The 12,672-nt window shown below is 36.0% G+C and carries 11 protein-coding genes; 4 read left to right on the top strand and 7 right to left on the bottom strand.

Annotation, left to right across the window (positions count from 1 at the left end; translation table 11 throughout):
* Window positions 1-4: 4 nt before the first annotated feature.
* A complete protein-coding gene (locus tag AAC069_RS01305; RefSeq protein WP_091084060.1) occupies window positions 5-337 on the bottom strand; it encodes a MerR family transcriptional regulator in 333 nt (110 codons plus the stop codon).
* Window positions 337-1,314, bottom strand: a complete 978-nt coding sequence (locus tag AAC069_RS01300) for a M23 family metallopeptidase (RefSeq protein ID WP_339918726.1) — start codon at window positions 1,312-1,314, stop codon at window positions 337-339. The genes AAC069_RS01305 and AAC069_RS01300 overlap by 1 nt, the downstream gene beginning before the upstream one ends.
* 369 nt (window positions 1,315-1,683) lie before the next feature.
* Here AAC069_RS01300 and alaS point away from each other — a divergent pair, with 369 nt between their 5' ends.
* The 4 genes from alaS (at window position 1,684) to AAC069_RS01280 (ending at window position 7,445) form a co-directional block, all read left to right on the top strand.
* Window positions 1,684-4,320, top strand: coding sequence for an alanine--tRNA ligase (gene alaS / locus AAC069_RS01295; RefSeq protein WP_339918725.1), 2,637 nt, complete (start codon window positions 1,684-1,686; stop codon window positions 4,318-4,320).
* A gap of 333 nt (window positions 4,321-4,653) precedes the next feature.
* Window positions 4,654-5,421 carry a hypothetical protein gene (locus AAC069_RS01290; protein ID WP_339918724.1) on the top strand — a complete coding sequence of 256 codons (768 nt, stop codon included), beginning with the start codon at window positions 4,654-4,656 and terminating at the stop codon, window positions 5,419-5,421.
* Between the two features lie 450 nt (window positions 5,422-5,871).
* On the top strand, window positions 5,872-6,822 hold the full coding sequence (locus tag AAC069_RS01285; RefSeq protein WP_339918723.1) for a GSCFA domain-containing protein: 951 nt from the start codon (window positions 5,872-5,874) through the stop codon (window positions 6,820-6,822).
* 2 nt (window positions 6,823-6,824) lie between these two features.
* On the top strand, window positions 6,825-7,445 hold the full coding sequence (locus AAC069_RS01280) for a DUF4230 domain-containing protein (protein ID WP_339918722.1): 621 nt from the start codon (window positions 6,825-6,827) through the stop codon (window positions 7,443-7,445).
* A gap of 67 nt (window positions 7,446-7,512) precedes the next feature.
* On the opposite strand, the gene AAC069_RS01275 is transcribed toward AAC069_RS01280, so the two are convergent.
* The 5 genes from AAC069_RS01275 to AAC069_RS01255 form a co-directional block, all read right to left on the bottom strand.
* Window positions 7,513-7,740: a hypothetical protein gene (locus AAC069_RS01275; protein ID WP_339919014.1), complete on the bottom strand. Its 228-nt coding sequence runs from the start codon at window positions 7,738-7,740 to the stop codon at window positions 7,513-7,515.
* A gap of 127 nt (window positions 7,741-7,867) precedes the next feature.
* Entirely contained in the window at window positions 7,868-8,224 is a 357-nt protein-coding gene (locus AAC069_RS01270) for an AMP-binding protein (protein ID WP_339918721.1), read from the bottom strand.
* Between the two features lie 158 nt (window positions 8,225-8,382).
* A complete protein-coding gene (locus AAC069_RS01265) occupies window positions 8,383-9,156 on the bottom strand; it encodes an alpha/beta hydrolase (RefSeq protein WP_339918720.1) in 774 nt (257 codons plus the stop codon).
* 244 nt (window positions 9,157-9,400) lie between these two features.
* Window positions 9,401-11,158 carry an aromatic amino acid hydroxylase gene (locus AAC069_RS01260; protein ID WP_339918719.1) on the bottom strand — a complete coding sequence of 586 codons (1,758 nt, stop codon included), beginning with the start codon at window positions 11,156-11,158 and terminating at the stop codon, window positions 9,401-9,403.
* 378 nt (window positions 11,159-11,536) lie between these two features.
* The gene (locus tag AAC069_RS01255; protein WP_339918718.1) at window positions 11,537-12,667 is read right to left on the bottom strand and encodes an esterase-like activity of phytase family protein; all 1,131 of its coding nucleotides are present in this window, start codon (window positions 12,665-12,667) and stop codon (window positions 11,537-11,539) included.
* Window positions 12,668-12,672: the final 5 nt, after the last annotated feature.

Genomic DNA, 12,672 nt, shown 5'->3' with positions numbered 1-12,672 from the left:
TAATTTAAAGTTGATTTTTAATATTTGTTAATTGTGTTCTTATTGTTTCTAATTTTCGGATAATTTCAAATTTATCCAATGTTTTCTTTTGCCCTTCTTTTAAATGGGTTTTTGCCCCTTCTAATGTGAATCCTCTTTCTTTTACCAAATGATAAATAAGCTGCAGGTTTTTTATGTCTTCCGGAGTAAACATCCTGTTTCCCTTTGCGTTTTTTTTTGGCTTGAGAATGTCAAACTCACTATCCCAAAAACGAATCAGGGAAGCATTTACGTCAAAAGCTTTGGCAATTTCACCAATGCTATAATATCTTTTATCTGGTTGTAGCTCTATGTGCATTAGTCTAATGATTGATTTTCTTGGTTAGCTAATTTTGATATGGCAACATATTCCACTGCTGAAATGTTTCCGTAATAAAAATTAAGCGGATTAACTACTTTGCCGTCTTTGTGTACCTCATAATGTAAATGAGGGGCTTCAGATCTACCTGTGCTTCCCACATATCCTATGATGTCTCCACGTTTTACTCTTTGTCCTGCTTTACAATTGTATTTACTCAAATGCCCATACAGGGTTTCGTATCCATAACCATGCCTAAGGACAATATGATTCCCATAACCAGAAGCGTTGCTGTTTGCTTGTGCCACAACTCCGTCGCCAGTTGCAAAAATCGGGGTGCCTACTTTAGCTGTAAAGTCCATTCCTTCATGCATTTTACGCGCTTTAGTAAATGGGTCTGTACGATATCCAAAGCCTGAAGCCATGCGTTTTAAATTTTCGTTCCTGACAGGCTGAATGGCAGGAATGGCAGATAATAATTTGTTTTTGGCTTTTGCCAATTTTAAAATATAGTCAAGCGATTTCGATTGGATGGCTAATTCTTTTGTAAGAACATCTACTCTTTTGGTGGTATTAAGGACCAATTGTGTGTTGTCATATCCCTTTAAAGCAGCATAGCGATCTTCGCCACTAAATCCTGATTTTCGTTCTTCCTCCGGTATTGGCGATGTATTAAAATACGTTCTGTATAAATTGTTATCCCGGTCTTCAATAGCACCAATTACATTGTCAAGCTGATCCATTCTTTTGTCTAAAACGGCATAATTCAATTTTAAATTGTCATTTTCACGAATTAGTAGCCGGTCTTTAGGCGTATCAAAGTAAGGAGTGTTTAATAAAAGCACAAATATAAGCGAGCCAAATAATGCCGAGGCCACTAAAAACAAGATGACAAAACCAAATTTCTTTCTTTTTTTTGTTTTTATTTTTCGATACGCCAGATTTTCCGAATCGTAATAATATTTTACTTTCGCCATATTTTAAAATACCCTATTTTTGCACATTGTAAAATGTAAGATGAACAAATTTAATAAATGTTTCATTTGTTCCCGCGTTTTTTCAATAATAAATAAAATAATGTGCCTATTCCAGCTATTCGTTGCAAGTTCTCGTTTAGTTCTCGTTTTTTCTAATGATGCAGCAGGGGCTTCCGCTGGTTGTTCTGCCTTTTTAAGAAAAAATCGACTACTCAATCTCGAAGCTTTACACTGCAAACAAGAAGTGTTCAGTGAATTCCGATGAAAATAGGAGCGTGTGAGATAATCTGGTGCATAAAATGCTTTCGAGCAAAATATAAATTAAAAAACTTTGTGCCTTAGCGCCTTAGTGGCAAAAATAAATAAATAATGAAATCACAAGACGTACGTAAACAATTTTTAGACTTTTTTGAAAGCAAGGGACATTTAATTGTTCCGTCAGCACCCATAGTTCTTAAAGATGATCCCACTCTGATGTTTAATAACTCAGGAATGGCACAGTTTAAAGAATATTTTCTGGGTAATGCCACACCAAAAAGCAATAGAATTGCCGACACTCAAAAATGTCTTCGTGTTTCAGGAAAACATAATGACTTAGAAGATGTAGGTTTTGATACTTATCACCATACTATGTTCGAAATGCTAGGAAACTGGTCTTTTGGCGATTATTTCAAGAAAGAAGCCTTGCCTTGGGCTTGGGAATTTTTAACCGAAGTGTTGAAATTAGAGAAAGACCGTTTGTATGTTTCCGTTTTTGAAGGAAACGAAGCAGAGAATGTGCCTTTTGATCAGGATGCTTTTGATATCTGGAAACAATTCGTTCCTGAAGATCGAATTATCCTTGGAAACAAAAAAGACAATTTCTGGGAAATGGGAGATCAAGGACCTTGCGGACCATGTTCTGAAATTCATATCGATTTACGTACTGATGAAGAAAGAGCTGCAGTTTCAGGTAGAAGCTTAGTTAATGCCGATCATCCGCAGGTAGTTGAAATATGGAACAACGTATTTATGGAATTCAACCGTAAAGCCGATGGTTCTCTTGAAAAGTTACCAGCACAGCACGTAGATACTGGAATGGGATTTGAGCGTTTGTGTATGGCAATGCAAAACACTACTTCAAATTATGATACCGATGTGTTTACACCGCTTATTGAAAAAGTGGAGGAAATTACAGGGTTAAAATACACTTCAAACGAGGTGAAAGATATCAGTGAAGAGCAAAATAAAACCAATATTGCGATTCGTGTAATTGTAGATCACGTACGTGCGGTAGCCTTTGCTATTGCCGACGGACAATTGCCTTCTAATACCGGAGCAGGATATGTAATTCGTCGTATTTTGCGTCGTGCAATACGTTACGGATTTACTTTTTTGAATACCAAAGAACCTTTTATATTTAAGTTGGTTGCTGTTTTAGCAGATCAAATGGGTGAGTTTTTTCCTGAAATTAAAAAACAACAAGGCTTAGTTACTAATGTAATCAGAGAAGAAGAAACGTCTTTTTTGCGTACACTAGATCAAGGATTGCAGTTGTTAGATAACGTGATAGCTACAAATCAAGGGAAAGAAGTACCGGGAGCAAAAGCATTTGAATTGTACGATACTTTTGGGTTTCCAATCGATTTGACGGCATTGATTCTTAGAGAAAGAGGATTCAGTCTGGACGAAGCTGGTTTTGATAAAGCCATGCAAGAACAAAAAACACGTTCTCGCGCTGCCTCTGAAGTTTCAACAGACGACTGGAAAATTTTAGTAGAGGGAAATACAGAATCTTTCGTAGGCTATGACCAAACAGAAAGTGAAGCAAAAATCACCCGTATTCGTAAAGTCGACTCGAAAAAAGATGGTGTTATGTACCAAATCGTTTTAGATAGCACGCCGTTTTATCCAGAAGGTGGAGGACAAGTGGGAGACAAAGGGGTTTTGGTTTCGGCAAATGAAACAATTCAAATTACAGATACTAAGAAAGAGAATAATTTAATTCTGCATTTCACTAAAAAATTACCGGAGAATGTAAACGGTGTTTTTGTGGCTAAAGTGGATAGTAAATTAAGATCAGATACTACAAAAAATCACTCTGCAACACACTTGATGCATCAGGCATTGAGAAGCATATTAGGAACACATGTGGAACAAAAGGGATCGTTAGTAAGTCCAAACCATTTGCGTTTTGACTTTTCTCATTTTGCAAAAGTGACAGATGAAGAATTACAGCAAGTAGAAGACTTTGTTAATGCTAGAATTCAAGAACAATTACCATTAATAGAGCGCAGAGATATTCCTTTCGCGCAAGCGGTAGAAGAAGGTGCTATGGCTTTGTTTGGTGAGAAATATGGAGATCATGTTCGCGCAATTAAATTTGGCGAAAGCATGGAGCTTTGTGGAGGAATTCACGTTAAGAATACTGGCGAAATCTGGTATTTTAAAATCGTTTCAGAAGGAGCCGTTGCCGCAGGAATTCGACGAATCGAAGCGATTACTGGTGATGCTGTTAAAGTTTTCTTTGCTTCTCAGGAAAATGCATTGAATGAGATTAAACTCGCGCTAAAAAATCCTCAAGATGTAATTAAAGCGGTAGTGTCTGTGCAAGAAGAGAATGCGAAATTAAAAAAACAGGTTGAGCAATTAATTAGAGATAAAGCAAAAGGTTTAAAAACAGAATTGGCACAGCAAATCCAAGAAATAAACGGAATACAGTTTCTAGCTGTTCAAGTGGATCTTAACGCAGAAGGAGCTAAAGATTTGGCATATGACTTAGGGAATTTAGGAACTAATATGTTTTTAGTTTTGGCTACAGCCGAAGAAGGAAAGCCAATGCTAAGTTGTTATATTTCTAAAGAACTGGTTGCTGATAAAAAATTAAATGCAGGACAAGTAGTTCGTGAATTAGGGAAGTACATACAAGGTGGAGGAGGAGGTCAGCCTTTCTTTGCAACAGCAGGAGGAAAAAACGCAGACGGTATTCAGGAAGCTTTAAATAAAGCAGTTGATTTCGTGAAGTAGTTCACATTTATATTAAAACAACAACCCTTTCCCTTTGCATGGCAAATCGAAAGGGTTTTTGATGATGTGAAAGCGACTTTCAGAGGTTAATTTAAACAATTTTGTATTGAACAAGAGATATAAATCGAGACTTTGGGGATAAAAAAATAGTTCAGTTGAATATTGCGTCGTTCAAGTATTTGAAATAGATAACAGGGGGTTTTTAATTTCCCATTTCAATAAATCACCATTTAAACGAGTTTTTAGGTCGTTGGGCTTGTTTAGTTTGCTTAATTCAATTTATTTTCTACATTTATTCGCCCTAAATATAGCCAGCCCCTATAACCTACTATCATGAAAGACTTAAATAAAATATTTTTTTTCGTATCTATTGTTGCCGTTTTATTGACTTCGTGCTCGGATGATAAAAGCGGTAAAAGTAAATTCCTTACAAAGTTAGTTGAAGTTTCAGAGGATGGGACGTCAGTTACAACTTTATTCAAGTACAATGACAAGGAAATCGTCAATATAGATGGTGTTCAATTGCATACAGATTTTACTTATACAAACGGTCTGATTACAAAAATAAGTACACTAGATAAAGCTACTAAGCTTAGTAGTACGGTTGAATATTCATATGATACTGATAAGTTAATACAGGTACTCTCTCCAGGAAATTACGTGATAAATTACATTCACAATACAGACGAAACTATTTCCTACGAGAAAAAGAGTTTGAATTCAGGGAATCAAGACGCAAAGCTTTATCACGGAGTATTGTATTTTAAAAATAAAAATTTAGTAAAAGACGAAAGGATTTTAGATGATACTGCAGCAGGTGTTGTTTCAAAATATACTGTAAATTTTCAATATGATTCTAAAAACAATCCTTTTTATTCTATTTTGGGATATAGTAAATTATTGGACCACAATGAGGTAATTTCATTGAATAATATGGTTAGTAATGTTGCTGAAAGTAGTATTGCCAATTCAGCAGATCAAATCACATCTTCAGCTAAATTTTACAAAGGGACGTTTAAATACGACACGGAAGATTACCCAACGGAACAGCTTACCGAAACAGCTAAATCTGGATATTTGAAATCACAATATTTTTACTAATATTATTTGGTTTACATCTTGGAGTAAAGTGTAATTTTAAGTTAATGATTCTAGGTTGTTAAATCTTGTCGGATTATTTTTTTTGCTTTATCTGAAATAAAAGCGTTGGAGAAAAATTAGGATAATTTTACTTGTAATCTTGTTTTTTCTTGTTCTTTAAGTAATGAAGAATGCCCAATGTAAGTTACTCCAGATGCCGTTTTAGTAAAGAAGATCGTTAAATGTTTTCGACTGATACACGAAGTGCTATCTAAAACCTAGTTTGGGAGGGTAAATTTGTTTTTGATTCTAATAAGAATCATATTAAAACGGAATCATCAGATTCTCCGTTAATTTATAAGTTTTCAACACTCTTCTTAATTCTTTTGGACTTCAAATTCTGAAAGGATTTTAGATTTACTACCATTTATTTCATTAAAATTATTCAAATTTGTATAAAATAAATTGTTGATGCATTTCAGAACTCAAATACCCATTCCGAAAAACACCCAGCCGATAGATTATAATTCGAAGATCATATCTTTGGGTTCTTGTTTTGCGGTAAATATGTCAGAGATACTAGATTATTTTAAATTTCAGAATTCCTGTAATCCATTTGGTATTTTGTTTCATCCGCCGGCAATCGAAAGGCTAATTGCCTTCGCTGTTTCACAAAAAGTCTTTACGGAAGCTGATATTTTTTTTTACAATGAACGCTGGCATTGTTATGATGCCCATTCTGATTTAAGTAATCCTGATCCAATTGCGCTGATAAATGATTTGAATACAATCATCCAATCAACATGGAAACAACTAAGTGAAGCCACAGATATCATCATAACGTATGGGACGGCCTGGGTTTATCGAAATAATGAAAATAGCGCAATCGTTGCTAATTGTCATAAAGTGCCTCAAAAGCAGTTTGAAAAGCAATTGTTGTCAATCGAAGTGATTCAAAAAAGTATTCAAAATACAATCCATTTAATTCAATCTATAAATCCAGAAGTAAAAATCATTGTTACGGTTTCGCCGGTGCGACACATCAAAGATGGTTTTGTCGAAAATCAATTAAGCAAGTCCCATCTGATAAGTGCTATTCATGGAGCTTTTTCCTTGCAAGTTTCGGCTTTTAACTATTTCCCCAGTTACGAAATCATGATGGATGAACTTCGTGATTATCGGTTTTATGCTGACGACATGTTGCATCCCAGTCAACTTGCAATTGACTATATTTGGAAGCGTTTCAAGGAAACTAATATTTCAGAAACTGCATTGTCAATAATGGAGGAAGTAGAAACGATTCAAAAAAGTTTGTCTCATAAACCTTTCAATCCTGATTCAGAAAGTCATCAAAAATTTGAAGCTAAACTGAAGGATAAAATCGCTACATTGGTTTCTCAATATTCATTTATGAAATTTTAATTATGCTTAGAAGATTACTTGTTTTTATGGGATTGATAGTTACAGTTGTGCTATTATTTAAATATTGTGAATTCAAGAAAGAGGACGACTCTGCAATGGATTACAATACGAACCTGATACAGCAACAAATTGTTAACGTAGGTAAGCTTGTTGTAACAGAAGGGCATTTCTCTGAAGTGGTTACGTATAAGAATAAGGCAGAATACTTGATGGGTATAGTTTCATTCGATAAAAAAGCGTTGATTGTCGTTAATGCTGATGTTACTGTTGCTTATGATTTGCATAAAATGAAATATGACATCGATGAAAAAAATAAAACGATTTCAATTTTAAGTATTCCAAAAGAAGAAATTAAAATTAGTACCGACATTCAGTTTTATGATGTGGAACAAAGTAAGCTAAATCCTTTTACTGGGGATGATTACAATAAAATTAATAAATCAGTAAAAGCAAATCTTGCCAAAAAGATAGAAAAGTCGACACTTAAGACCAATGCTCAAAACAGGTTGGTTAGTGAGTTGTCGAAGTTTTTAATTCTTACCAATAGTTTAGGATGGACCTTGAAATACGAAGGAGTCGTAATTGAAAACGAAAAAGATTTTGGACAGAAAATAAAATTATAGCAGGTTTACAATTTGTTTTAAATAATAAGGGTTTGAATAGTAGTAATCTGATTCAAACCCTTTTTTATTATTTTGATAGTCCTAATTCTGCTCTCATGGATTCTCTCATCTCCGCTTTTCGAATTTTACCTGTAACGACCATTGGGAATTCATGTACAAATTTCACGTAATAGGGAATCGTATAGTGTGATATTTTTCCGCGGCAATATTCTTTAACTTCAGCCTCAGTGAGTTTATAATTGTCGTGCATTTGAATCCAAACGCAAACCTGTTCTCCCATTTTTTCGTCTGGAATAACGAAAAACAGAGACTTCTTTTATGTTTTCATGGGTGTATAGAAACTCTTCAATCACTTTTCGGTAAATGTTTTCCCCGCCACGCATAATCATATCCTTGATTCTTCGAACAATGTTGATATAGCCTTAGTCATCCATATTGGCTAGATCGCCACTGTGCATCCAACCGGCAGTATCGATCGATTCTTTCGTTTTTTTCGGATCATTCCAATAGCCCAGAATTACGCAATTGCCACGGGTGGATAATTCTCTTGTTTCCCCTAGAGAAACCACTTGATGGGTTTCCGGATGGATGATTTTTATTTCGGTATGCAGTAATATTTTACCCACTGTACTCTCTCTTTTACCGAAGGAGGTGACATGCCTTGTTTGTGTGCTCAACGGACTTGTTTCGGTCATGCCATAACCAATTCCCATTTCGGTTAAATTCATTTCAGACAGGACTTTTTTCATCAGTTCGGTAAGGCAAAGGGAGCCAGCCATAATTCCTGTTTACAAACTGCGCAAGTCATATAGTTTTCGGTTGAAATGGTCTAATTCAGCAAAAAAAACATCGTTGAAACCCCATAGAGGGCCGTTGCTTTTTCTTCAGAAATCGCTTTAAGGGTTTGTCACTTGTTCCGCTACTATAACTGTATTTTTCATGATTCTGAATTTAAAAAAGACTGAATTGTTGTTGCAATATGGGAAGGGTTTTCTTTGTGCGGAAAATGTCCGCAATCATCAATCAGATTGGCCTTGGCTTTTTTGCCTATTAGTTGTGCAATGCTTGTGCAATGTGTGTTGGTTGCATATTCGTCTTGTTTCCCCTGAATAATTAGGCTTGAACATTGAATTTTTGGTAGCTCAGTTTCGATATTCCAATTCTTAAAATCGTGTGAAAGCCAGCATTCTTGCCAATTCTGAAAAAGCAAGCCTGTTTTGTCGCCATGGTATTTCTTTAATTGGTGAATGATTTTTTCCGAGTATTGCATCGTATTTCGTATCCCTCCCGTAGTCACTTCTTCCACTTTCGAATGGCCGGCAATACTTACGATTGCAGCGCAGTCTTTATATTTTGCAGCATAGAGAAGTGCAATGCTTCCTCCGTCGCTGGAGCCAATTAAAACAATTTTTTTAAGGTTTTGTGTCGTGATTATTTTTTTTAGAAAGTCAGCTTCCGCTTCTAAATAGCCTTTAGACCATTTAGCGGTGGTTGCGGCTGATTTTCCATGACCCAATCGATCGTATGTAAATCCGACTGAACCCATTTCTTCACATAGTGTTGAAGGGAAGCCTTTCCAGCTTTCAGAGCAGCCTAAAGCATCATGGAGAAAAAGGAGTAGGGTGTTATTTGTGCAATTTGCAGGAGTTATGTAGTTGCAGGAAATTGTTTTACCTTCTATTTTAACCGTTATCGTCTCGCTGCTGCACATATTTATTTCTCGTTTTGAGATTTAAATGTAACCATTTTTTATAGCATAGAAAGCCTTTTTTAGCATATGATAATTTAAAAACAAGCGAAATTACTTTTAGGAGTCTATAAGATAGTTTAAGACTGTATTTTTTAGTGCATTTCGCTTTTAAAAATAAAAAACCGCCAATTCGCAAATTAAATAATTGCAAATTGGCGGTTTAGTTTTTTATACGAGGTTAATATGTGAATCCGCGACTATTAATTTATACGTTTTCTTTATCAAAAATCAAATCCAAACCTCCACTAATTAAATGTGCTATTTCTGGTCTCTTTAGTTTTAACTCTTCAAGATAATTCAAAACTTTATCCAGTTGCTGAGTTTCGTTTCTATCTTTTAGAAGTTCTGCAATTTCAACAGCAAGCAACCAGTCTTTGGGATGATCCTTTTTTAGTTTATGAAAAATAGGGTCAAAGGAAGCATGTATGTCTTTGGACTCTCTAATGATGCGGACCGTTTGGTATAAAACCTCTAAATCATCACGTTCAGCGGTGTGTTTTGCTTTAATGGTGGTGCTGGTGGGCATATGCGTAATTAAATCAAAACTATTCACATCAGCAGGGCCAGAAAATGCCGAAACTACTTTTTTACCCACGGCCATATCATAAACGCCCCACTCTGGTTGGAATAGAATCGTTTTGCCATGCGTTACGGTACAGTTCTTAAAACGGATAAGGATAATTTCTCCTTGTAAATTTCTGGATCCAGTAATGATTTCTCCTTCGACAGTAATGTTTCCCTCAAATTCCAGTTTTACCGTTTTTGACTCTAAGATATCATATGCATTTAAATCTTTCGGGCTCATATCTTCTATAGCAAGATTGATTCCCTCTAATTTTCCAATTGGGCTACCAAAACCTTCGGCGTGAGTTGCAGTTCCATGGCCTACTAATTCTTTTTCGCGGGAAGCGAGTGCTGTTTTTCCTGTCGTTTGTATGTATATCGGTTTACCTTCGTGCTCAATTACATTGGTAAAAACTCCCGAAATTTGTAAGCCAGTGCTTAATTCGATTGTTCCTAAAGCATTGGAATTAACCAGTTTCTCTATTCCGGATAAACCGCCAGTTCTCAATGCCATTTTATTAGCAAACTCTTCCAAAACTAAATTCAGATAAGCAAAAGTGGGTGTTACATAAAGCTGAGGTTGCAGCTTTGTGATATCAAAACTTTTATGGGCGGCAGTAATATCATACGGGAATTTCTCCACTTGATCCGTCATGCAATGGGCGCTTTCTCCAATTGAAGACAAAAGTCCAGCTCCATAAATTTTAGGGTTTTCAACAGTTCCAATTAATCCGTATTCCACAGTCCACCAATGCAGGTTTCGTATTTGAGCCATCTCAGATAGTTCGCCCATATTGTTTTGTAAATCTTCAACTGCTTTTTCGGCTGCGTCAATCGTAGCTTGTGGCGTGTCTTCTGCTTCTTTCACAATCGAAAGCAAGCGGATGGCTTCATACATTTGGTAATCCTTATCAGAGGATATAGCTTTGCAGCCTATTTCTCCAAAACGACGCAAATATTCTGCATATTCCGGATTAGCGATAATCGGGGCGTGACCCGCGCCTTCGTGGATAATATCTGGCGCTGGCGTGTATTCTATATGTTCGAGTTGACGAATGTCTGATGCAATAACCAGCACATTATATGCCTGAAATTCCATAAAGGCGTTAGGCGGAATAAATCCGTCTACGGCTACGGCGGCCCAACCAATTTCGGTCAGGATACGGTTCATGCCGTACATACTGGGTATATTGTCGATTTCTATTCCTGTTTTTTTCAATCCTTCCAGATACGAGCTATGGGCCACTTTAGACAGGTAATCCACATTTTTACGCATAACATAGCGCCACACCGCTTGATTAATAGGCGTATAATCGCTATAATCCTGAGGTTTAATAAATTGCTTCAAGTGCTTTGGCAATCGGTCTAATAATGGATTACTTTCAATATTTGTGTTCATGTCGAAAACGTTGTAGTTATAGTACAAAAGTACGAATTCTGGGAGCTATATCCCGCTTTTCATTGCAAGTTTTTATTTCGTCATTTGTTTTTCTAAAGTTGATAAAAGAGCTTCCTTCGGTCGCTTTTTATAAACAAGAAAAATAAAAACGACTTTCATAAAAAGCTTTCCATTGCAATCGGGGCTAAGGGAATTGTGGTAAAATGTAAGATTAGATGTTTTTAATAATGTCATTGCGAGGAACGACGCAATCAAGCGAGACGACATCTACAATAAAACAAAAAACTATTGGAGCGGAAATACTGGTTGAGATTGCCTCATTCTTCGCAATGATAAAGCACATCAATCTTATACTATTTAAAATAAAAACAATTTATTTTAATCCACTTCAAAAAGTAGTACTTGCGTTTTCTGCTTATCAGAGAAATTATTATCCGATACAAAAAGTAAAGACTGCTTGCCATTAGCCAGTTTTGGGCCAAAAGTCAACCCTTCGATATTATCTATAAAAATACCTAAGTCATCCATGTTTAGGATTAGTTTTTTGGAGGCTGGTGTGAATTCTTGGTTTTGCAAAGAAGCAATGTTTTTTACATCAGTCGCTTTTGAGAAATCACATAAGTAAACTTTTATGGTACAGGCTTGTTTTCCCACGGAGTAGGAACGTTCTACCACTAGCAATTGATCTTTACTATAATACTGAATAGCAGACACTCCATTCACCGCAAAACCATCTTTCGGGTTGGGTTCGTGTGCGATAGGATCTAATTCATAACTATATTGAGCTGTATTTTTTTTTGATTTTACATCAAACTCATACAGCCGTATGAAGCCACCTTTAGTTATGGAAGCTTCGGTACCGTCTTCGTATAAAGGTTCCTCAATGTTGGTGTATAGCGTCTTATAGTTTTTGTTAAAAGTGATTCCTTCTAGAACGCCATTGCTACGAGGTCCTTTTTCTTCTTTTTGCATGTTGAGGTTCGCCGGTAGATCAAAGGCATTTACAAAGTTTCCATTAATACTGGCTGTTTGGATTGTTGGATTCTGCAGTACCGAAAAATCTTTGGCTATAACGCGAGCGCCTTCACTACTCCAAACTACGGTGTTGGTCATGGGGTTGTAACGTAATTCTTCGGGATCAATAGAGGAATCGGGTTGTTTCTCCCAGTTGCTGTATTTTTCTCCTGCAGCATTTTTTAAAGAAACTACATTTTGAAAGGCTAGACTATCTATTTTATTAACGCCCAAATGTATTTTGGCAGTATAAAAACGAGCATCATTATATACCGCTCTATCGTCACAAATAAAATAGTAAAGATCGTTTTTCGAATCATAATCGATACTAGATAATCCGCCAACGACTGTGTTTTTAAATTCTTTATTGAAAGGGATTTCAATACTGTTTAACAACGTAAGACTGGGATTGCTGATTGTGGTTTCATACGTTTTTGCAGTAGAGCAAGAGAGGAAACTAAAGGGTAAAAAAGCAAGTAATAATAATTTGCGCATCGATT

It is taken from the genome of uncultured Flavobacterium sp., assembly GCF_963974175.1.
In the GTDB taxonomy this organism is placed as follows: domain Bacteria; phylum Bacteroidota; class Bacteroidia; order Flavobacteriales; family Flavobacteriaceae; genus Flavobacterium.
Note: the sequence above shows the minus strand (reverse complement) of the source record. Positions and strands in the feature narration are given on the sequence as shown.

What these genes read in the sequence shown, in the direction of transcription:
- AAC069_RS01305 (WP_091084060.1), bottom strand. Translation starts at nt 337, where the DNA reads ATGCACATAGAGCTACAACCAGATAAAAGATATTATAGCATTGGTGAA.
- AAC069_RS01300 (WP_339918726.1), bottom strand. Translation starts at nt 1,314, where the DNA reads ATGGCGAAAGTAAAATATTATTACGATTCGGAAAATCTGGCGTATCGA.
- alaS (WP_339918725.1), top strand. Translation starts at nt 1,684, where the DNA reads ATGAAATCACAAGACGTACGTAAACAATTTTTAGACTTTTTTGAAAGC.
- AAC069_RS01290 (WP_339918724.1), top strand. Translation starts at nt 4,654, where the DNA reads ATGAAAGACTTAAATAAAATATTTTTTTTCGTATCTATTGTTGCCGTT.
- AAC069_RS01285 (WP_339918723.1), top strand. Translation starts at nt 5,872, where the DNA reads ATGCATTTCAGAACTCAAATACCCATTCCGAAAAACACCCAGCCGATA.
- AAC069_RS01280 (WP_339918722.1), top strand. Translation starts at nt 6,825, where the DNA reads ATGCTTAGAAGATTACTTGTTTTTATGGGATTGATAGTTACAGTTGTG.
- AAC069_RS01270 (WP_339918721.1), bottom strand. Translation starts at nt 8,224, where the DNA reads ATGGCTGGCTCCCTTTGCCTTACCGAACTGATGAAAAAAGTCCTGTCT.
- AAC069_RS01265 (WP_339918720.1), bottom strand. Translation starts at nt 9,156, where the DNA reads ATGTGCAGCAGCGAGACGATAACGGTTAAAATAGAAGGTAAAACAATT.
- AAC069_RS01260 (WP_339918719.1), bottom strand. Translation starts at nt 11,158, where the DNA reads ATGAACACAAATATTGAAAGTAATCCATTATTAGACCGATTGCCAAAG.
- AAC069_RS01255 (WP_339918718.1), bottom strand. Translation starts at nt 12,667, where the DNA reads ATGCGCAAATTATTATTACTTGCTTTTTTACCCTTTAGTTTCCTCTCT.